21 protein-coding genes, 1 tRNA gene, 1 pseudogene and 1 riboswitch are annotated in these 18,478 nt (G+C 68.5%); of the genes and pseudogenes, 13 read left to right on the top strand and 10 right to left on the bottom strand.

Annotation, left to right across the window (positions count from 1 at the left end; genetic code table 11):
- Positions 1–104 precede the first annotated feature (104 nt).
- Together N8I87_RS15515 and clpS are read right to left on the bottom strand one after the other, a co-directional pair.
- Positions 105–710, bottom strand: a complete 606-nt coding sequence (locus tag N8I87_RS15515; protein ID WP_263209221.1) for a DUF2017 domain-containing protein — start codon at positions 708–710, stop codon at positions 105–107.
- Positions 711–722: 12 nt separating this feature from the next.
- Entirely contained in the window at positions 723–1,040 is a 318-nt protein-coding gene (gene clpS / locus N8I87_RS15510; RefSeq protein WP_263216486.1) for an ATP-dependent Clp protease adapter ClpS, read from the bottom strand.
- 57 nt (positions 1,041–1,097) lie between these two features.
- Here clpS and N8I87_RS15505 point away from each other — a divergent pair, with 57 nt between their 5' ends.
- Both N8I87_RS15505 and N8I87_RS15500 read left to right on the top strand, forming a co-directional pair.
- A complete protein-coding gene (locus tag N8I87_RS15505; RefSeq protein WP_411577233.1) occupies positions 1,098–2,492 on the top strand; it encodes a nicotinate phosphoribosyltransferase in 1,395 nt (464 codons plus the stop codon).
- A 103-nt stretch (positions 2,493–2,595) separates the two neighbouring features.
- The gene (locus N8I87_RS15500) at positions 2,596–3,183 is read left to right on the top strand and encodes an isochorismatase family protein (protein ID WP_263209218.1); all 588 of its coding nucleotides are present in this window, start codon (positions 2,596–2,598) and stop codon (positions 3,181–3,183) included.
- On the opposite strand, the gene N8I87_RS15495 is transcribed toward N8I87_RS15500, so the two are convergent.
- From N8I87_RS15495 to N8I87_RS15485, 3 genes and pseudogenes are all read right to left on the bottom strand, one after another.
- Complete coding sequence (locus N8I87_RS15495) at positions 3,180–3,578, bottom strand: hypothetical protein (protein ID WP_263209216.1); 399 nt, start codon at positions 3,576–3,578, stop codon at positions 3,180–3,182. The genes N8I87_RS15500 and N8I87_RS15495 overlap by 4 nt on opposite strands.
- A 121-nt stretch (positions 3,579–3,699) precedes the next feature.
- Positions 3,700–5,907 carry an immune inhibitor A gene (locus N8I87_RS15490; protein ID WP_263209215.1) on the bottom strand — a complete coding sequence of 736 codons (2,208 nt, stop codon included), beginning with the start codon at positions 5,905–5,907 and terminating at the stop codon, positions 3,700–3,702.
- Positions 5,897–6,457: pseudogene (locus N8I87_RS15485) on the bottom strand (IS110 family transposase); the annotation flags it as partial. The gene N8I87_RS15490 and the pseudogene N8I87_RS15485, both read right to left, overlap by 11 nt.
- A gap of 867 nt (positions 6,458–7,324) precedes the next feature.
- On the opposite strand from N8I87_RS15485, the gene N8I87_RS15480 reads away from it, so the two are divergent.
- Positions 7,325–7,777, top strand: coding sequence for a hypothetical protein (locus N8I87_RS15480; RefSeq protein WP_263209213.1), 453 nt, complete (start codon positions 7,325–7,327; stop codon positions 7,775–7,777).
- Between the two features lie 8 nt (positions 7,778–7,785).
- Here N8I87_RS15480 and N8I87_RS15475 read toward each other — a convergent pair whose 3' ends face one another.
- Positions 7,786–8,244, bottom strand: coding sequence for a type II toxin-antitoxin system PemK/MazF family toxin (locus tag N8I87_RS15475; protein ID WP_263209212.1), 459 nt, complete (start codon positions 8,242–8,244; stop codon positions 7,786–7,788).
- 239 nt (positions 8,245–8,483) lie between these two features.
- Here N8I87_RS15475 and N8I87_RS15470 point away from each other — a divergent pair, with 239 nt between their 5' ends.
- The 3 genes from N8I87_RS15470 (at position 8,484) to N8I87_RS15460 (ending at position 11,299) form a co-directional block, all read left to right on the top strand.
- Positions 8,484–9,146: a hypothetical protein gene (locus N8I87_RS15470; RefSeq protein ID WP_263209210.1), complete on the top strand. Its 663-nt coding sequence runs from the start codon at positions 8,484–8,486 to the stop codon at positions 9,144–9,146.
- Complete coding sequence (locus N8I87_RS15465) at positions 9,134–10,189, top strand: hypothetical protein (RefSeq protein ID WP_411577232.1); 1,056 nt, start codon at positions 9,134–9,136, stop codon at positions 10,187–10,189. Before N8I87_RS15470 ends, N8I87_RS15465 begins: the two co-directional genes overlap by 13 nt.
- A 357-nt stretch (positions 10,190–10,546) precedes the next feature.
- The gene (locus N8I87_RS15460; protein WP_263209207.1) at positions 10,547–11,299 is read left to right on the top strand and encodes an MBL fold metallo-hydrolase; all 753 of its coding nucleotides are present in this window, start codon (positions 10,547–10,549) and stop codon (positions 11,297–11,299) included.
- 71 nt (positions 11,300–11,370) lie between these two features.
- Here N8I87_RS15460 and N8I87_RS15455 read toward each other — a convergent pair whose 3' ends face one another.
- Together N8I87_RS15455 and N8I87_RS15450 are read right to left on the bottom strand one after the other, a co-directional pair.
- A complete protein-coding gene (locus N8I87_RS15455) occupies positions 11,371–12,624 on the bottom strand; it encodes a PTS transporter subunit EIIC (protein ID WP_263209205.1) in 1,254 nt (417 codons plus the stop codon).
- A 114-nt stretch (positions 12,625–12,738) separates the two neighbouring features.
- The gene (locus tag N8I87_RS15450) at positions 12,739–14,037 is read right to left on the bottom strand and encodes a PTS transporter subunit EIIC (RefSeq protein ID WP_263209203.1); all 1,299 of its coding nucleotides are present in this window, start codon (positions 14,035–14,037) and stop codon (positions 12,739–12,741) included.
- 186 nt (positions 14,038–14,223) lie between these two features.
- Here N8I87_RS15450 and N8I87_RS15445 point away from each other — a divergent pair, with 186 nt between their 5' ends.
- From N8I87_RS15445 to rdgB, 4 genes are all read left to right on the top strand, one after another.
- Positions 14,224–14,457, top strand: coding sequence for a PTS sugar transporter subunit IIB (locus tag N8I87_RS15445; RefSeq protein ID WP_263209201.1), 234 nt, complete (start codon positions 14,224–14,226; stop codon positions 14,455–14,457).
- Between the two features lie 77 nt (positions 14,458–14,534).
- The gene (rph, locus tag N8I87_RS15440) at positions 14,535–15,275 is read left to right on the top strand and encodes a ribonuclease PH (RefSeq protein WP_263209199.1); all 741 of its coding nucleotides are present in this window, start codon (positions 14,535–14,537) and stop codon (positions 15,273–15,275) included.
- 176 nt (positions 15,276–15,451) lie between these two features.
- Positions 15,452–15,859 (top strand): methyl-accepting chemotaxis protein, encoded by a 408-nt coding sequence (locus N8I87_RS15435; protein WP_263209197.1) that lies wholly within the window; start codon positions 15,452–15,454, stop codon positions 15,857–15,859.
- Between the two features lie 81 nt (positions 15,860–15,940).
- Positions 15,941–16,546, top strand: a complete 606-nt coding sequence (gene rdgB, locus N8I87_RS15430; RefSeq protein WP_263209195.1) for an RdgB/HAM1 family non-canonical purine NTP pyrophosphatase — start codon at positions 15,941–15,943, stop codon at positions 16,544–16,546.
- A gap of 5 nt (positions 16,547–16,551) precedes the next feature.
- Here rdgB and N8I87_RS15425 read toward each other — a convergent pair.
- Together N8I87_RS15425 and bcp are read right to left on the bottom strand one after the other, a co-directional pair.
- Positions 16,552–16,638 (bottom strand) — tRNA-Leu (locus tag N8I87_RS15425).
- A gap of 39 nt (positions 16,639–16,677) precedes the next feature.
- Positions 16,678–17,145 (bottom strand): thioredoxin-dependent thiol peroxidase, encoded by a 468-nt coding sequence (bcp, locus tag N8I87_RS15420; RefSeq protein WP_263209193.1) that lies wholly within the window; start codon positions 17,143–17,145, stop codon positions 16,678–16,680.
- A 106-nt stretch (positions 17,146–17,251) separates the two neighbouring features.
- Between bcp and N8I87_RS15415 the strand changes: the two genes are divergently transcribed.
- The 3 genes from N8I87_RS15415 to N8I87_RS15405 all read left to right on the top strand — a co-directional run bounded on the left by N8I87_RS15415 (position 17,252) and on the right by N8I87_RS15405 (position 18,462).
- Positions 17,252–17,581, top strand: coding sequence for a DUF3618 domain-containing protein (locus N8I87_RS15415; protein ID WP_263209192.1), 330 nt, complete (start codon positions 17,252–17,254; stop codon positions 17,579–17,581).
- A gap of 98 nt (positions 17,582–17,679) precedes the next feature.
- Complete coding sequence (locus N8I87_RS15410) at positions 17,680–17,982, top strand: GroES family chaperonin (protein WP_203634995.1); 303 nt, start codon at positions 17,680–17,682, stop codon at positions 17,980–17,982.
- 45 nt (positions 17,983–18,027) lie between these two features.
- Positions 18,028–18,104, top strand: a riboswitch (guanidine-III (ykkC-III) riboswitch).
- Positions 18,105–18,141: 37 nt separating this feature from the next.
- On the top strand, positions 18,142–18,462 hold the full coding sequence (locus N8I87_RS15405) for a DMT family transporter (protein ID WP_263209190.1): 321 nt from the start codon (positions 18,142–18,144) through the stop codon (positions 18,460–18,462).
- Positions 18,463–18,478 lie beyond the last annotated feature (16 nt).

The raw sequence follows: 18,478 nt of genomic DNA, 5'->3' as shown, positions 1-18,478 counted from the left end.
GAAGCGGACAAAGAGCACCCGTAGGGGGCATACCAGGCCGCACTGGTGACGCGATCGTTATCCGGATTTGAGCGTCCTCTGAGCGAACGCGTGACCGGTTCGAATCAGGGCATAAGGGTGGCGACCAGAGTCTCCTGGAGTCCGCCCAGCCACAGATACGCCATCACCATCGGCTTGCGCGGGTCCTCGTCGGGGAGCCGGTAGAGCAGATCGGTGTCGTCCTCGTCCGTGATCTCCAGCCGGGAGCCGATCGCCAGACGCAGATCGTTGAGCGCGCCCAGCCACCGCCGGGACTCCTCGGGGGAGAGCTTGAGGACCGCGCCCTCCTCCCCCACCGGGGCGAGCGCGTCCAGCGAGCCGATCACCGCGAGCGCGCTCTCGCGCTTGCCGGCCCGCAGGTCGTTCTCGGTGTAGCGGCGGAACTCCGCGGAGTGGGCCCGCTGCTCCTCGGCGTCCTTCGGCGAGTCCGGGGCCAGCTCCGGGTCGCTGTAGGCGTCCGGGAAGAGCCGGCGCAGCACCGGGTCGGCGGGCGGTTCGCTCGGGCCCTCGGCGAACAGTTCGGCGAGCGGGTCCTCGGGGGCCTCCGCGCCGGGGCCGGGACCGATGAGCTCCAGGAGCTGGACGGCCAGCGACCGGATGATGGAGATCTCGACGTCGTCGAGCGCGACGGCCGCGCCGCCGCCGGGGAGCGGTTCGAAGGTTCCGGGCATGGAGGAGATTCGCTACTTCCGGTCCTGCTGGAGGGTGGCCCACAGGCCGTAACCGTGCATCGCCTGCACGTCGCGTTCCATCTCCTCGCGACTGCCGCTGGAGACGACCGCCCGGCCCTTGTGGTGAACGTCGAGCATGAGCTTGGTTGCCTTGTCCTTCGTGTACCCGAAATACGCCTGGAAGACATAGGTCACGTAGCTCATGAGGTTGACCGGGTCGTTGTGGACGATCGTGACCCAGGGGACGTCGGGCTCGGGTACGGCGAAGGTCTCTTCCGCCGATTCGGTGCGTTCGATCTCTACGGGAGCGGGTGACGTCACAGGGCCCATGCTGCCACGCACGCCATAAATCGTCACACTGACGAAATGGGGGTACCATCGGTTGCCATGAACACAGCGGACCTTGGGCTGCCAGAAGAAGGGCGCGAAGCGCTTCCTCACAAGGGCGGTGGTGGGCGACGGGTGGGCGTTCCCTCGACGGCGCTTTTCACGGACCAGTACGAGCTGACGATGCTGCGGGCCGCCCTCAAGGCGGGTACCGCCGAACGGCGCAGCGTGTTCGAGGTCTTCACCCGTCGGCTGCCCGAGGGCCGCCGCTACGGCGTCGTGGCGGGCACCGGGCGCGTCCTGGACGCGGTCGAGAACTTCCGGTTCGACGCGGGCGTCCTCGGCTTCCTGCGCGAGCGGCAGATCGTCGACGAGGAGACCTTGGAGTGGCTGGCCGGCTACCGCTTCAGCGGTGACATCTGGGGCTACCCCGAGGGCGAGGTGTACTTCCCGGGCTCACCGATCATGCGGGTGGAGGGCACCTTCGCCGAGTGCGTGCTCCTGGAGACCGTGATCCTGTCCATCCTCAACCACGACTCCGCGATCGCGGCCGCCGCCTCCCGCATGTCCTCGGCCGCCGGGACCCGGCCGCTGATCGAGATGGGCGCCCGCCGCACCCACGAGCTGGCCGCCGTCGCCGCCTCACGGGCCGCCTACCTCGGCGGTTTCGCGAGCACCTCGGACCTGGCGGCCGGCTTCCGCTACGGCATTCCGACCGTCGGCACCTCCGCGCACGCCTTCACCCTGCTGCACGACCGCGAGCGGGACGCCTTCCGGGCCCAGGTCGACTCCCTGGGCCGGGGCACCACGCTGCTCGTGGACACGTACGACGTGGCGGAAGCCGTCCGTACGGCCGTGGAGGTGGCCGGACCCGAGCTGGGCGCGGTGCGCATCGACTCCGGCGACCTGCTCCTCGTCGCGCACCGGGTGCGGCAGCAGCTGGACGACCTGGGCGCCACCGGCACGAAGATCGTCGTGACCTCGGACCTCGACGAGTACGCCATCGCCTCGCTCGCCGCCGCGCCCGTGGACGCGTACGGCGTCGGTACGCAGCTGGTGACCGGTTCCGGGCATCCGACCTGCTCGATGGTCTACAAGCTGGTCGCCCGCGCCGAGTCCACCGACCCCGGGGCGCCGCTGGTGCCGGTGGCGAAGAAGTCCACCGGCGGCAAGACCTCCATCGGCGGCCGCAAATGGGCCGCGCGGCGGCTGGACGCGGAGGGGGTGGCGGAGGCCGAGGTCGTCGGCACCGGGCCGATGCCCGCCGACCTGGTCGAGAGGCAGCTGCTCGTCGAGCTGGTCAAGGGGGGCGAGGTCGTCGCCCGCGAGCCGCTGGACGTGGTCCGCGACCGGCACACGGCCGCCCGCGCCAACCTGCCGCTGTCCGCGACCCAGCTGTCCAGAGGGGAACCCGTCCTTCAGACGGAGTACGTCCACGGGGAGTCGGGTAGCTAGAGCAGGTGCCCCCTCCCCGACAGCCGCCGAAGTCTCTAGGCTCGTAAGTTCACTCTCCCCCGGGCTCCACGAGCGGGGGGACCCCAGTCGAAGGACACCGACCATGCGCCGCGCCTTGATCGTCGTTGACGTGCAGAACGACTTCTGTGAGGGGGGCAGCCTCGCGGTGGCCGGGGGTGCCGATGTGGCCGCCGCCATCACCGAGCTGATCGGGCAGGCCCCCGCCGGCTACCGGCATGTCGTGGCCACCCGCGACCACCACATCGCGCCCGGCGGCCACTTCGCGGACAACCCCGACTACGTCCGCTCCTGGCCGGCGCACTGCGTCGCGGGGACGGAGGGCGTGGGCTTCCATCCGAACTTCGCCCCGGCGGTCGCCTCCGGCGCGGTCGAGGCCGTCTTCGAGAAGGGGGCGTACGCGGCCGCGTACAGCGGTTTCGAGGGCGTGGACGAGAACGGCGTCTCGCTGGGCGACTGGCTGCGGGCCCGGGACATCGACGAAGTGGACGTGGTCGGCATCGCCACGGACCACTGCGTACGCGCCACCGCGCTGGACGCCGTGCGGGAGGGTTTCCGTACGAACGTCCTGCTCGACCTCACCGCGGGGGTGGCCGAGGACACCACCGAGCGGGCCCTGGAGGAGCTGCGGGAGGCAGGCGTGGACCTGTCGGGCAAGCCCGTCGTCGCCTAGGTCTGCACCGTCGTCCGGACCGTCTGCTGCGGCGTCGGCTGCGGTGTCGGCTGCGGTGTCGGCTGCCGTCTCAGCAGGGCCCTGATCGGGCGCCACAGCTCGGTCACCGGTTCGGGATCGAGTGCCGGGACACCGTTGTCGGGAGCCGTGCGCCATATCAGGCCGTCCGGGTGGTGCAGGACCGCGGTGATCTCGTCCGGGGTCGGCGGGGCCGCGTTGCCCCGCAGGTAGACCGCGCGCATGCCCAGGTTGCGCAGCCGCGTCAGGGCGCGGGCGCGGTTGTGGGCGTGGACGAGAACGCGCACGCTGCCGGAGCCGTCGGCGGTGGGGCGGGGCAGGTTCAGTGCCACCACCACCGTGCCGTTCGGCAGCTTGCAGAAACCTCCTGCGGCCATGCGGTCACACCCCCGTGTGCGTCGGTGTCAATAAGAGGACCACAGGACGCACCTAAACACGATCGGCGGCAACCCGCCAGGGGGTCACCGCCGATACGCTTCTGACCTGCGAAAACGCGGACTACTTCACCGCGGGTCCGACCTGGAGCAAGATCGTGGAGCCGTTCTTGGCCTCCTTGACGATCTTGATCTTGGTGTTGGTGTCAGTGATCTTGACGCCACCGGTCGGGTTCGATTCGTCGTAGTAGGTGCTCGTGTGGTCGTTGAAGACCGGCACGCCCTTCGACGACTTGATCTTGGTCGCCTTGTCCGCCAGATGCAGCGTCATGCCGTCCGTGCCGTACAGGCTGAACGGCGAGTCGTACGCCTGGATGCGGTTGCGCATCAGGGTGCCGTCGGCCCACTTCAGCGCCTGCGGGTGCGAGTCGATCGGCAGGACCAGGCCGGCGCCCGGGTGCTGGCTGGTGTTGTTGTCCGCCTGGGAGGTGTCCCACTTCCAGATCAGCAGACCGTTCTGGTACGGGTAGTGCTCCACCCAGCCCGGACGGGTCGTCGAGAAGCCGAAGTTGTACGGGCCGACCTTGAGGGTCTTGTCGTACGACTCGTACTGGCGGTTCTCCGCGATGTAGTACTGCGCGTAGTCCTTGGTGAAGGACGCGCCGATGCGGGAGAAGCCGTTCGCGGTCCAAGCGGCGTCCGCGGACTCGGCGTTGTCGGAGAACACGGTCGCGCCGTCGGCGGTCAGCGTGATCTCGTCGGCCGCGAAGCCCTTCTGGGCCACGCCGCCGTCGGTCGCGTAGCGGAAGCGGACGTCGATCTTCTTGCCCGCGTAGGCGTCCAGCGAGTACGACAGCTTCTTGTAGCCGTCGACCGTGCCGGTCAGCGCCGGGGCGTTGCTGGCGTCGCGCGGGATGGCCTGGCCGTCCACCGTGCCGTCGATCGCGGTCCAGTTGGCGCCGCCGTCGGTCGACACCTCGGTGTAGAGGTAGTCGTAGTTGGCCTCGATGTCGTACCAGCCGTCCATGCTCAGCGTGGCCGAGGACTTGCCGGTGAGGTCGACGGAACGGGTCAGCGTGTTCTTGAGGTTGTCACCGCTGCCGCTCCACCACTGGGACGCGCCCTCGGCCGGGGTCACGACGGTGGTGGTGACCGCCTTGTCCGGCAGGGAGACCACGAGGGCCTGCTTGTCCCAGGTGTTGTACTCGGCGACGCCCAGCTTGTGGGTGGACTGCTTGCCGGCCTTGGCCGTGTCGTAGTTCAGCCAGCCGAGCTGCATCTTGTCCCAGGCGCTGAAGTCGCCCGGCAGGTCGCCGATGGAGTCCTTGCCCCGGCCGAGCCAGGAACCGGAGGACATCAGCGTCCAGAAACCGGTGGAGTTGTCGCCGCCGGTGGTGTCGTAGTGGTCCGGCAGACCGAGGTCGTGGCCGTACTCGTGGGCGAAGACGCCGAGTCCGCCGTTCTCCGGCTGGATGGTGTAGTCGCCGACCCAGACACCGGTGTCGCCGATCTGCGCGCCGCCCAGCTTGTTGCCCGTGGGGCCGGTGGCGCCGGCGTCGGTGCCGAAGGCGTACCAGCGGTGGGCCCAGATCGCGTCCTTGCCCTGGACGCCGCCGCCCGCGGACTCGTCCTCACCGGCGTGCACGATCTGGAAGTGGTCGATGTAGCCGTCGGGCTCGTTGAAGTTGCCGTCGCCGTCGTAGTCGTAGCGGTCCCACTGGTCGAACTTCGCCACGTCCGTCTTGATCTGGGCGTCGGTACGGCCGGCCGCCTTCTGCTGGGCGACCCAGGAGTTCAGGCCGTCGCTGACGACGTTCCACACGCTCGGGCAGTTGGTGGAGCCGCAGGCGTTGTTGCCGTAACGGGCCTCGTTGTAGGGGACCTTGACCCAGTCGGCGACCTCGCCGTCGACCGAGTAGCGGCCCGAGGACTCCTTCTCGTAGAACTTCTTCATCGACTCGGTCTTCTTGCCGGTGCCGAAGTAGAGGTCCTGGAAGTGCTTCTGGTTGTAGTCCTTCTGCCAGGCCGTCGAGTTGTCCTTGGCCCGGTCCGGCGCGGCTATCTTGTTGTGCAGCGGGCCGGCCGTGCCGCCGTACTTCGGGTCGGTCTGATCGCCGAACTCCACCAGGATCGTGAAGATCTTGTCGGTCTTCTCGCGGCCGAGCTCGACGTACTTGCTGTCGCCCTTCTTGCTCTTGAGCTGGACGACCTGCGAACCGTTGCGGTCCTTGACCTTGGCCTCGCCGGATATGACCTGGTTCAGGGCCTCCTGACGCTGGGCCTCCTGGGTCTTGCTGAGCGGACCGTCGAGGTTGTGCTCCTGCTGCTTCAAGCAGGACGCGGGCGATGGGGTGGCAGACGCCCTCGCGGCGCACGCCGACGGAGGCGAGGAAGCCGGGGAAGTACGCGCGGAGGTGCGAGGTGAGCTTGTTGGCGGCCTGGGTGCGGTCCCACACGGCGTCCTGCTGAGCGCGGGCGAGGACCGCGATTGCCTGGGCGAGCTCGGAGTCGGCCGGCAGCTGGCGGTGGGCGGCGGCGTCGGTGCGCAGGATGTTCGCGAGTACCACGGCGTCGAGGTGGTCGGACTTCTTGCGGGAGACCGCATGCCGGTCGCGGTAGCGTGCTGCGGCCAGCGGGTTGATCGCGTAGATGGGGCGGCCGGTCGCGCGCAGGCAGGCGACCAGCAGCCCGCGGGAGGTCTCGATGGCCACCGGAATGGGAGCTTCGGCGCTGTCGCCGTGCTCGGTAAGCATCTGCAGGAGGTGGGCCAGGCCGTCGGCGTTGTCGTCGATACGGGCCTTGTCCAGTAAGGATCCGGCGTTGTCGACCAGGACGACGTCGTGGTGGTCGCTGGCCCAGTCGATGCCGCAGAACACGCTCAATACGGTTCACGTCCTCTCGGGTGAGTCGCGTATTTTGGCTGGTCACAGCCGTGCGGGGCACGCGTCTCCCTAATGGCAGGGCTCGATGGCCCGTCATCCGATTAGCCGTTCGTGACCCCAGCGACCTGCAGGGTCCTCAGTCTTGAGAAGAGCTCGATGGCTCCTGAACAGGTCAGAGGTGATCCCTGCGAGCGGCTCGGACCATGAACGTCAACGGTCTGATCATGTGATCGGTCACGTTGCCGACCACGAGCGCCAGCACCCGCCGGTCTTTTTCAGGGGCTCAAGCCCGGATCAACGGAGGGCATCGTGCTGACGCCGGTGTCCGGCAACGTGACCGGGACGGCGGGAGAAGCGGCGGCTCGACTCTGCATTCAAGGGGTCCTGGCCCCGGGAACCCACGACGAGTACAACCCGTCCCTCCCGCCATCGATCGGAGTCAGAACCATCGAGCCACTCTCGATTTCAGGGTTCATCCACCTGGGTCAGGACGAGGCTTCTCCGGCTCCAACTGCTGCCCATTAGGAACCCACCGAGACGGTCAGCCGACCGTGGTAGGAATCCCCGGGCTTTAGCCCGGGGAGCGGAAGTCAATCCCAGAAGACCTTCGACCTGTCCTCGTTCGCGGGCTCGACGGTCACGATCAAGTTCAGCGGGGTCGAGGACTCCTCGCTGCAGACCAGCTTCGTCGTGGACGACACCGCCGTGACGACCAGCTGATCCGGTTCCGCTGAGCGGGGGACCCCGGCCGTCGGACTCGGCCGGGGTCCTTCCGGGATCCGCGGACGCAGGTGGAACGTCACATCTGCATCAGCTCCGGTCCCGGCGGAAAGGCGGTCCCCCATGCGCCGTACGACGCTCCACCGCATGACAGTCACCACCGTCGCGGCAGCGACGCTCCTCCTCATGGGCTGCGGCTCGCAGGGAGGGGGCGCGGGCAAGGGAGGCACCGTCTCCCCGACCACGACGCCGTCCCCGACTGTGACCGCGACCGCCGCGGACTGCGCCCGCCACTTCCAGCTCACCGCCGCCGACAACGGTCGCACCATCTGCATGCCGAAGGGCGGCCAGGTCCGGCTCACCCTGGACGGAACCGAGGAGCGGCCCTGGAAGCCGGTCACCGTGACCGGCGACTCGTTGAAGGCCGCGAACCCGGGCATCGTCATCCTGCCGGGTGACGCCGTCGCCGCCTACGACGCGGTGGCCCCCGGAACCGCGAAGCTCTCCTCGTCCCGCCCGCTGTGCGCCGCGAGCCCGAGCCCGGGCCGGGTGTCCTGCAAGGGCATCGAGGAGTGGACGGTCACCGTCCAGGTGCGCTGAGGCCGGCCTCAGCCCGCGAGGTGCCTTACCTGGTCCCACAGGACCGGGTCGACCACGCCCACCCGGCGGCGGAAGTCCCACACCGGGACCTGGCGCAGTTCGTCGGTCTCCAGGAAGCTCGGGCGGCCGTGGGCGTCGCCGACGGAGCCGGGCGGGAGCGGAATGACTCCGGCGCGTTCGTCGTGGTACTTGCTGGTGATCTTCGCGACCGTCGCCCGCTTGCCGCGCACGGCGAGAACGAGACATGGCCGGTCTTTGGTGCCCGGACCGTTCTCGAACGGCACGTTCGCCCACCAGATGTCCCCGGGCCGCGGCCGCTCGGCACGGCCCCGGGGCCCTTCCGGACGGCCCGGCGGCCGCTTCCCGCGCCCCTGCGGACGGTGCCCGCGCCCCCAGCCGTCGACGAGCGTGGCGACCAGCGCGAGCAGCACCACCGCCACCAGCGCGAGCCACCACGACGTGTCCATGTGAACGACGGTACCGGCGCGCGATGCCCATTGCGCGCCCTCCCACTCGACTGCTGGGGGCAACCTTCCGTATCACTTTGGGCCGCTCGCGGGCGGAGTACCCCTCGACGGCACAGCAACTTCTGCCCGGATCGGCCCGGTTGGGGACCGGCCTTGACGTGAACCCGCTTGGTCTCAGCCAGATCCCATCGATAGCGTTGGCACACTCGTGAGAACCCTCGCCCCACCGGGAGCCATCCGTGAACCGCCGCCCCACACTGCTCGCAGTCGCCGCGCTGACCGCCGCCGCGGCCCTGTCGCTGTCCGCCTGCGGGAGCGGCGACGACAATTCCAAGGACAAGGACAAGGACAAGATCGCGGGCGCGGACACCGGGAGCGGAACATCGCCGTCGCCGAGTGCGTCCTCGGCGGATACGGCTGGGCGTCCGACGATCAAGTTCCCGTCCGATGCCCGAAACGTTTTCGAGGGGCAGAAGACAGGGGACGCCAAGAAGGACGCGGTGCTCGCCGACAACGCTCAGCGCATCAACTCCGTGGACGACGCGATCTTCCGCGGGGCCGTGAACACGAAGGCTTTGAGCTTCTACAGCGCCGAAGGCGCGTTGGACAGCGCGAGGACCTTCATCAAGGGCTACTTGGACGACGGTCGTTCCTGGGAGGGGACCACTCGGTACTTCGACCGGCAGGTGACGTTCCGCGACGACGGTAGCGCTGCCGTCGTCTACTGCTCCGACGAGAGCAAGTCCTTCCTCAAGGACCGGAAGACGGGCAAGATCGAGAAGACGCCGACCACGTCCGACAGCTACGTCCTGTACAACACCAAGCTCGTCAAGAACGCCGCCGGTGTGTGGCAGACCACGAAGGTCATTTCAAAGCGAGGTGCTGACCAGTGCCAGCCGTGAAGCGGTCGGTAACCGCATTGGCGTTGATGTCGCTCGTCTGCGTGGGCGTGCTTGCTCCGCAAGCCGCGTACGCCGGTGGCCGCGGTGGAGAGGGCAATGAGAACACCACTCCGACGCCGCACGGCAACGTCACCGACGACGGGACGCTCTCCGCGACCGCGGGCGCGGTGGTCTACGACCGTGGAAACAACGGTTCCGGGCCGTCCGTGGGAGCGGTGACGTCCACGACCACGTGGACCCCGCCCGCGTGTTACTACGCGCCCAAGTACAGCCCGGCCGAGCTGAAGAAATACCTGCAGTCGATCTGGGACCAGGAGTCGACGGGGTATCAGTGGGACCAGGAGCAGCGCGACGAGTACGAGAACGGTGGCGAGACCCCCGGCACGTACAAGGACTTCAACAAGGACAAGACCGGCAAGGGTTACTGGTGGGACTCGTACGTCACGCCGGGACGTGAGGGCGACCCGGGCGCGCTCGACTGTGACAAGTCCATCTTCTGGGTGGACAAGGGTGAGGCTCCGCCGGCGGACATCCCCCAGGCCGTGACGCCGGAGGTCCTCGCTCAGCTCGCGTACGCCGAGATCCGCGTCCCCTCGACCAAGGTCCAGCTCGCTCCGCAGGACACCACGAAGGTGAATCTGCCGACCTGGGCCTGGCTGGATGCCGCCGAGTTCAAGCCGGTCTCCGTCACCGCGTCCGTCCCGGTGCTCGGCATCGAGGCGACCACGACCGCCGAACCGGTGTCGCTGAAGATCGAGCCCGGCACGGACGACGCCACGACGTACCCCGCGTCCGGCGTGTGCCAGAACAATGGTGGCCGCATCGGCGAGGCGTACGCCAAGGGGAAGGCCGACGAGACGCCGCCGTGCGGCGTGAAGTACCTGCGTTCCTCCGGCGAGGGCTCGTACAAGCTCAAGGCCACCATCACCTGGAAGATCCACTGGACCGGTACGGGCGTGAACGGCGAACGGGGCCTGCCGGACGGCACGTTCGGAGCCGAGCAGGACGTCGTCGTCCAGGAGATCCAGGCCGTCAACCGCTAGCCGGACACGGGGGCAGGTTCACACGCCGTACGTGAGGCGCCCGCCTCACGTACGGCGGTCACATGTTCGATTCCGGTGATTTCGCTGCTGCACGCGTGCCCTCGGCATGCCCGCGGATCTTTGTCGAACGGCTGCACGTCAGGTAACTCGGATGGCGGCGCCTGGCAGGTGAGTTCGCCCACAACAGCCCCTGGCGGAGGAGCGACCGGCCCTTTTGCGCCTTACGCTCGACGAATCGCACGACCCCCGTCTGCCCCCTTTCCTGACTCCTTCCTCTCCTTCCGGTCCGCTCCTTTCGGTCCCCTTCTTCCGGTCCGCCGGACTTCCGGATTTCCCGCCAACGGAGGTTTCTGCTTCATGAAGCTCACCGTCGTCGGCTGCTCGGGGTCGTTCCCGTCCGCGGAATCGGCCTGTTCGAGCTACCTCGTCGAGGCCGACGGCTTCCGGCTGCTTCTCGACATGGGCAACGGCGCCCTGGGCGAGCTGCAGCGCCACTGCGGTCTTTACGACCTCGACGCGATCTTCCTGAGCCATCTGCACGCTGATCACTGCATCGACATGCTCGCGTACTTCGTGGCCCGCTACTACCGCCACGAAGGCGGCCGCTGCGACCCGATCCCCGTCTACGGACCCGAGGGCACGGAGCACCGGCTGACCACGGCCTACGCCGACACCCCCACCGCTTCGTCGATGAGCGAGGTCTTCGACTTCCACACGGTCAAGCCGTCGACGTTCGACATCGGCCCGTTCACGGTGCACACCGAGCGGGTCCGCCACCCCGTGGAGGCGTACGCCATCCGTATCGAGCACGGCGGGACGTCGCTGACGTACTCCGGCGACACGGGTGTCACCGAGGTGCTCGACTCGCTGGCCCGGGACACCGACCTGTTCCTGTGCGAGGCCGCGTTCACGCACGGCAAGGAGAACATCCCCGACCTGCACCTCAACGGCCGCGAGGCGGGCGAGACGGCGGCCCGGGCAGGCGCCCGCCGCCTGGTCCTCACCCACATCCCCCCGTGGACCGACCCCATGGTCAACCTCGCCGACGCCCGCGAGGTCTTCGACGGCCCGGTGGAACTGGCGGTGCCCAGGGTGACGTACCAGATCTGAACCCCCCCATACGCATGCGAAGGCCCCGGAACCTGCCCGGTTCCGGGGCCTTCGTCATGCCGTACGGGGACTCACGCCTTCGTGAGGTCCTCGAGCTCCTCCTCGGGCTCACGGCCCGGGGTGGGGAGGTTCCACTTGGTGATGGCGAAGCGGAAGACCGAATAGTAGAGGGCGGCGAAGACCAGGCCGATCGGGATGATCATCCAGGGCTTGGTGGCCAGGCCCCAGTTCAGGAAGTAGTCGATCGCGCCGGCCGAGAAGCTGAAGCCGTGGTGCACGCCCAGGGACCAGGTGACCGCCATCGAGAGGGCGGTGAGCAGCGCGTGGATGACGTAGAGCACCGGGGCGATGAACATGAACGCGAACTCGATCGGCTCGGTGATGCCGGTGACGAACGAGGTCAGCGCGAGCGAGACCATCATGCCGCCGACGGCCTTGCGGCGCTCGGGGCGGGCGCAGTGGGTGATCGCCAGGGCGGCGGCCGGGAGGGCGAACATCATGATCGGGAAGAAGCCCGTCATGAACTGGCCGGCGGTCGGGTCGCCGTGGAAGAAGCGCGGCAGGTCGCCGTGCCAGACGGTGCCGGAGGAGTCCTTGAAGGAGCCGATCTCCTGCCAGGCGACCGTGTTGACGAACTGGTGCATACCGACCGGCAGCAGCGCACGGTTGATGGCGCCGAAGATACCCGCGCCGACGGCGCCGAGGCCGGTCATCCACTGGCCGAAGTCGGTGATGACGTTGCCGATGGGCTCCCAGACCAGACCGAAGACCACACCGACGCCGGTGCCGATGAAGGCCATCAGGATCGGGACCAGCCGACGGCCGTTGAAGAAGCCCAGCCAGTCGGGGAGCTTGGTGCGGTGGAAGCGCTGCCAGGTGACCGCGGCTATCAGGCCCATCAGGATGCCGCCGAGGACCTTGGGGTCGTTGTAGGTGGCGGCGACGTCCGCGCCCTTGGTGACCTTCGCCTCGGTGATCGGGAACGCGGTCAGCACGTTCTTGTAGACCAGGAAGCCGACCAGGGCCGCCAGCGCCGTGGAGCCGTCGGCCTTCTTGGCGAAGCCGATGGCGATGCCCACGCAGAACAGCAGGGGCAGGTTGCTGAAGACGGCGTCGCCGGCGGTGGCGAACACCGCCGCGACCTTGTTCCAGCCGAGGCCGTCCTTGCCGAACACATCGGGCTGGCCCAGCCGAAGCAGAATGCCCGCCGCCGGAAGCACGGCGATCGGAAGCTGCAGACTGCGGCCGACCTTCTGCAGGCCCTGGAACAGACCTGATCCCCGCTTCTTTGCGGGAGCCGCCGAGGACGCGGTGGCGGTGCTCATGGTTCCTCCATCGGGTGGTGGTCTACACCACTCAGTGGTGTAGACCTGTTGTAGCACGATGAAGGCGGCATAAGGAACCCGCGATTCCCGTAACGATTTGGGTTACCGGCCGGGCTAGAGCTTCGTGACGTCCTCGCGTTCTTCCTCCGGCTCCCGTCCCGGTGTCTTCAGGTCGAACTTCGTGATCGCGAAGCGGAAGACCGCGTAGTACACCGCTGCGAAGCACAGGCCGATCGGGATGATGGCCCACGGCTTGGTGGCCAGGTTCCAGTTGATGACGTAGTCGATGAGGCCCGCGGAGAAGCTGAAGCCGTCGTGCACCCCGAGCCCCCAGGTCACCGCCATCGACGCACCGGTGAGCAGCGCGTGCGCCACATACAGAAGGGGCGCCACGAAGAGGAACGAGTACTCGAGGGGCTCGGTGATGCCGGTGACGAACGAGGTCAGCGCCACCGAGAGCATCAGCCCGCCGATCTCCTTGCGGCGGTGCGGCTTGGCGCAGTGGGTGATCGCCAGCGCGGCGGCCGGCAGCGCGAACATCATGATCGGGAAGAAGCCCGAGGTGAACTGGCCCGCGTTCGGGTCGCCCGCCAGGAACATGTTGATGTCGCCGTGCACGACCGTCCCGTCGGGCTTGGTGTAGCTGCCGAACTGGAACCAGATGGGCACGTTCAGGAACTGGTGCAGCCCCACGACCAGCAGCGCCCGGTTCGCCACACCGAAGACCCCCGCACCCCACGCGCCCAAGTCGCTCAGCCAGTCGCTGAAACTCTCCAGCGCGCCGCCGATCGGCGGCCAGACCCACAGGCACAGCGCCGCGAAGACGATGGCGGCGAACGCCATGAGGATCGGCACGAGCCGGCGCCCGTTGAAGAAGCCCAGCCAGTCCACCAGTCGGGTGCGGTGGTAGCGGACCCAGAGGGACGCCGCCATCAGACCGAGGACGATGCCGCCGAAGACCCCGGGGTTCTGGAAGGTGAAGGTCGACACCGTCCCGTCGGACACCTGGCAGCCGATGGAGACCTGCTTCGAGCCCTCCGGGCAGGGCTGGGGGAACTGGTGCAGCACCCCGTAGTAGACGAGGAAGCCCGCGACCGCCGCCAGCGCGGTCGAGCCGTCCGCCTTCTTCGCCATGCCGATGGCGACGCCGACGCAGAACAGCAGCGGAAGACCGAGCGAGCCGTCGAGCAGCGCGCCGCCCGCGCCCGTCATCACCTTCGAGACGGCGGTCCAGCCCAGACCGTCCTTGCCGAACACATCGGGCTGGCCGAGCCGGTTGAGGATGCCGGCGGCCGGCAGCACCGCGATGGGGAGCTGGAGACTGCGGCCCATCTTCTGCAGGCCCTGGAACAGGGCGTTCCAGCGCGCGCGGGCGGAGCCGACCGTGCCTTCGGCGCTGCTTCCGGCACTCATGCGCGTCCTCCGGGCCGCTCGGCGAAGAGGCGGGTTTGGCGACCGTCCCCAGGGTGGTGTAGACCAGTTGTTCGGACGGTTTCGCTGTCGTGAACGCCATCATTCGGGACGTACGACATGACCGCTCGCGAAGATAGGCCAACTGTGGGTTACTGCGACAAGCGGTTCGGATCAGGGAGAAGGATCATGGCCACCAAGGCTGAGAAGATCGTCGCCGGGCTCGGCGGCATCGACAACATCGAGGAGATCGAGGGCTGCATCACCCGCCTGCGGACCGAGGTCTCCGACCCCTCGCTGGTCGACGAGGCCGCCCTGAAGGCCGCCGGCGCCCACGGCGTCGTCAAGATGGGCACGGCCATCCAGGTCGTCATCGGCACCGACGCCGACCCGATCGCCGCGGAGATCGAAGACATGATGTGAGCCGCGCCGCTCACCTCGAAGGGGCTCTTTCCGATGTGGGAGGGGCCCCTTCCTCATGTGCGGCTAGGCTCGTCGCCATGTCTCGAATCGACGGCCGCACCCCCGATCAGCTCCGCCCGGTCACCATCGAACGTGGCTGGAGCAAGCACGCCGAGGGCTCCGTCCTCGTCTCCTTCGGCGACACCAAGGTCTTCTGCACCGCCTCGGTCACCGAAGGCGTCCCGCGCTGGCGCAAGGGCAGCGGCGAGGGCTGGGTCACCGCGGAGTACGCCATGCTGCCCCGCGCCACCAACACCCGCGGCGACCGCGAGTCCGTCAAGGGCCGGATCGGTGGGCGCACGCATGAGATCTCCCGCCTCATCGGCCGCTCCCTGCGGGCGGTCATCGACTACAAGGCCCTCGGCGAGAACACCATCGTCCTGGACTGCGACGTCCTCCAGGCCGACGGCGGCACGCGCACGGCGGCCATCACCGGCGCCTATGTGGCACTGGCCGACGCGGTCACCTGGGCCCAGGGCAAGAAGCTGATCAAGGCCGGCCGCCAGCCGCTGACCGGCACGGTCTCCGCGGTCTCGGTCGGCATCGTCGGCGGAGTCCCCCTCCTCGACCTGTGCTACGACGAGGACGTGAAGGCCGAGACCGACATGAACGTCGTCTGCACCGGCGACGGCCGCTTCGTCGAGGTCCAGGGCACCGCCGAGGCCGAGCCCTTCGCCCGCGAGGAGCTCGACGCCCTGCTCGACCTGGCCGTGACCGGCTGCACGGAGCTCTCCCTCCTCCAGCGCGCGGCACTGGAAGCGACGCTGGAACAGAAGTAAGAAGACGGTGGAACAGAAGTAGAAGAAGTGGCAGAAGTAGAAGAAACATAAGTAAAGGGAGCACCAAAAGACGAGGCGGCGGACGGCAACCCGGTCGGCCTCCCCGGCGTCCCTATCGGTACGGGCGCACGGCATACCGCCGTGCGCCCGGCCGACGAGGGAGAGGGACCAACACCATGGGCGCGAGCCGACACCGACGTCGAGGCCGTATCACCGCCATCGCCGCCACCGTGGCCGCCGTAGCGCTCACCGCGGGCCTCACCACCGGCTGCGACGCCGTCAACAAGGCCCTGGACTGCGTCCAGACCGCCGACTCCATCGCGGACAGCGTGACCGATCTCCAGCAGGCGGTGGAGAACGCGGCCAACGACCCGACGCAGACCGACGAGTCCCTCGACTCGATCCAGAAGAACCTCGACAAGATCGGCGACAAGACGGACAACGCCGATGTCAACAAGGCGGTCGACGACCTCCGTAAGGCGGTCGACAACGTCCGTCAGGCGATCAAGAACGGCGACGAGACCCCGGACATCGGCCCGGTCACGGACGCGGCGGGCGAACTGACCAAGGTCTGCACCCCGTAGCACCACGGATCCGCACCCGTAGCGAGCCCCAGAGGTCCGCACCCCGCGGGGCAGGTCGTGGGGCCAGGGATACTGAACCCCATGACCCGCTTGATCCTCGCCACCCGCAACGCCGGAAAGATCACCGAGCTCCGCTCGATCCTCGCCGACGCAGGCCTGCCGCACGAGCTGGTCGGCGCCGACGCGTTCCCCGAGATCCCCGATGTCCCGGAAACGGGCGTGACGTTCGCCGAGAACGCCCTCCTCAAGGCACACGCCCTGGCCCGGGCCACCGGCCTGCCGGCGGTGGCCGACGACTCCGGCCTCTGCGTGGACGTCCTGGGCGGAGCCCCCGGCATCTTCTCCGCCCGCTGGGCGGGCAACCACGGCGACGACAAGGCCAATCTGGACCTTCTGCTGGCCCAGCTCTCGGACATCGCCGACGAACACCGCGGCGCCCACTTCGCCTGCGCGGCGGCTATCGCGCTGCCGGACGGGACGGAGCGGGTGGTCGAGGGCCGGTTGACCGGCACCCTGCGCCACGCGCCCAGCGGCACCAACGGCTTCGGATACGACCCGATTCTCCAGCCGGAGGGGGAGTCGCGGACGTGCGCCGAGCTGAGCCCCGAGGAGAAGAACGCGATCAGCCATCGGGGCAAGGCGTTCCGCGCCCTGGTGCCCGTCGTAAGGGAGTTGCTCGGTCGGTAAGGAGCTGGTGCGGCCGGAGGGACTCGAACCCTCACGGGAGTTACCCCACTGGGACCTAAACCCAGCGTGACTGCCAATTCCACCACGGCCGCCCGGTGCTGCCCGGCCATGCTAGCGGCCGGGCAGTGCGGTCAGACGCCCAGATCCTTGATGATCTTTGCCACGTGGCCCGTCGCCTTCACGTTGTAGAGGGCGCGTTCGACCTTGCCCTCCTCGTCGACTACGACCGTGGAGCGGATGACACCGACGACCGTCTTGCCGTACAGCTTCTTCTCGCCGAAGGCGCCGTACGACTCCAGGACCTGCTTGTCGGGGTCGGCGAGGAGGGTCACCTTCAGGGACTCCTTCTCGCGGAACTTGGCCAGCTTCTCCGGCTTGTCGGGGGAGATGCCGATCACGTCGTAGCCCGCGCCCGCCAGGACCTCGAGGTTGTCCGTGAAGTCGCAGGCCTGCTTGGTGCAGCCGGGGGTGAGGGCCGCCGGGTAGAAGTACACGATGACCTTGCGGCCCTTGTGGTCGGCCAGGGACACCTCGTTGCCGTCGGCGTCGGGCAGGGTGAAGTCGGGGGCCACGTCCCCGGGCTGGAGTCGCTCGCTCATCGGACCAGAGTAACGGGGGGTCCTGACAGTGCGGCGGCGTGCGAAGCTGACAGACTGTCCAGAACAGCATCGAAGACACAGCATCGAAGACTTCGGAGGCCGTACGGTGGCGGAGACGTCGGACACCAGAACCCCGGCGCAGATCGAGGCGGACATCAAGCGCCGTCGCGAGGTGCTGGCCGAGACGCTGGACGAGATCGGGGTGCGGGTGCATCCGAAGACGATCGTGGGCGACGCCAAGGCGAAGGTCGTCGCCAATGTCGACCACACCCTCGGCCGCGCCTACGTCCAGGTCAACCGCGTGGTGAGCGAGGTGCGGGCGCAGTTCGTGGACGAGGAGGGCGCGCCCCGGGTCGAGCGCATCGTGCCGGTCGCGCTCCTTGCCGTCGGGGTCGTGGGGCTGCTCGCATTCGGCACCCGGCGCCGCAAGAGCTGACCCGGTCGCGTACGCAGGCGTAAAAGGCAGGTAGGTTCGAAGGCGTGAGCGCCAACAGAAATGTCCCCAGCACCCACCACGACAAGCTGCCCATCCGCATGCTGCACGACCGCGTGCTCGTGCGGCAGGACACCAGTGAGGGCGAGCGGCGGTCGGGCGGCGGCATCCTGATCCCCGCCACGGCGGCGGTCGGGCGGCGGCTGGCCTGGGCCGAGGTGGTGGCGGTCGGGCAGAACGTACGGACGGTGGAGCCGGGCGACCGCGTCCTGTACGACCCGGAGGACCGGGCCGAGGTCGAGGTGCGCGGCACCGCGTACGTGCTCATGCGGGAACGCGATCTGCACGCCGTGGCGGCGGACCGGTTCGAGGGGTCGGAGGACTCCACGGGTCTGTATCTCTGAATCAACGGCGAAAAGGGCTGGTGACCATGGTCACCAGCCCTTTTCGTATTCCCTTGCTATCTTCGGGGGAAGCCCGACGAGACGCGCCGTACCGGGATCGATGTACGCAAAGACGACGCACCCCCTGTCCGTCAGCACGTACGTCCCGGAGGTGCCCCCATGGCCTGGGTCCTGCTCGTCGTCGCCGGTCTGCTCGAGGTCGGCTGGTCGGTCGGAATGAAGTACACCGACGGCTTCACCCGGCCCGTCCCCGGTGTCCTCACCGGCGCGGGCATCGTCGCCAGCATGCTGCTGCTGTCCTACGCCGCCCGGTCCCTGCCCATCGGTACCGCCTACGGCGTGTGGGTGGGCATCGGGGCCGCCGGTGCGGCGGTGCTCGGCATGGTGGTGCTGGGGGAGCCGGCGACCGCCGCCCGGATCTTCTTCGTGTGTCTGCTGCTGGTCGCCGTGGTGGGGCTGAAGGCGACCTCCGGTCACTGACGGATCAGCGACCGGT

The sequence above is a fragment of the Streptomyces sp. HUAS 15-9 genome, assembly GCF_025642155.1.
GTDB lineage: Bacteria > Actinomycetota > Actinomycetes > Streptomycetales > Streptomycetaceae > Streptomyces.
This window is presented reverse-complemented; position numbering and strand designations above follow the sequence as displayed.

Coding starts and splice junctions, on each gene's coding strand:
- rph (WP_263209199.1), top strand. CDS start 14,535: ATGTCTCGAATCGACGGCCGCACCCCCGATCAGCTCCGCCCGGTCACC.
- N8I87_RS15445 (WP_263209201.1), top strand. CDS start 14,224: ATGGCCACCAAGGCTGAGAAGATCGTCGCCGGGCTCGGCGGCATCGAC.
- N8I87_RS15505 (WP_411577233.1), top strand. CDS start 1,098: ATGAACACAGCGGACCTTGGGCTGCCAGAAGAAGGGCGCGAAGCGCTT.
- N8I87_RS15410 (WP_203634995.1), top strand. CDS start 17,680: ATGCTGCACGACCGCGTGCTCGTGCGGCAGGACACCAGTGAGGGCGAG.
- N8I87_RS15475 (WP_263209212.1), bottom strand. CDS start 8,244: ATGGACACGTCGTGGTGGCTCGCGCTGGTGGCGGTGGTGCTGCTCGCG.
- N8I87_RS15455 (WP_263209205.1), bottom strand. CDS start 12,624: ATGAGCACCGCCACCGCGTCCTCGGCGGCTCCCGCAAAGAAGCGGGGA.
- N8I87_RS15435 (WP_263209197.1), top strand. CDS start 15,452: ATGGGCGCGAGCCGACACCGACGTCGAGGCCGTATCACCGCCATCGCC.
- N8I87_RS15495 (WP_263209216.1), bottom strand. CDS start 3,578: ATGGCCGCAGGAGGTTTCTGCAAGCTGCCGAACGGCACGGTGGTGGTG.
- N8I87_RS15515 (WP_263209221.1), bottom strand. CDS start 710: ATGCCCGGAACCTTCGAACCGCTCCCCGGCGGCGGCGCGGCCGTCGCG.
- N8I87_RS15405 (WP_263209190.1), top strand. CDS start 18,142: ATGGCCTGGGTCCTGCTCGTCGTCGCCGGTCTGCTCGAGGTCGGCTGG.
- clpS (WP_263216486.1), bottom strand. CDS start 1,040: ATGGGCCCTGTGACGTCACCCGCTCCCGTAGAGATCGAACGCACCGAA.
- N8I87_RS15500 (WP_263209218.1), top strand. CDS start 2,596: ATGCGCCGCGCCTTGATCGTCGTTGACGTGCAGAACGACTTCTGTGAG.
- bcp (WP_263209193.1), bottom strand. CDS start 17,145: ATGAGCGAGCGACTCCAGCCCGGGGACGTGGCCCCCGACTTCACCCTG.
- N8I87_RS15460 (WP_263209207.1), top strand. CDS start 10,547: ATGAAGCTCACCGTCGTCGGCTGCTCGGGGTCGTTCCCGTCCGCGGAA.
- N8I87_RS15480 (WP_263209213.1), top strand. CDS start 7,325: ATGACAGTCACCACCGTCGCGGCAGCGACGCTCCTCCTCATGGGCTGC.
- N8I87_RS15450 (WP_263209203.1), bottom strand. CDS start 14,037: ATGAGTGCCGGAAGCAGCGCCGAAGGCACGGTCGGCTCCGCCCGCGCG.
- rdgB (WP_263209195.1), top strand. CDS start 15,941: ATGACCCGCTTGATCCTCGCCACCCGCAACGCCGGAAAGATCACCGAG.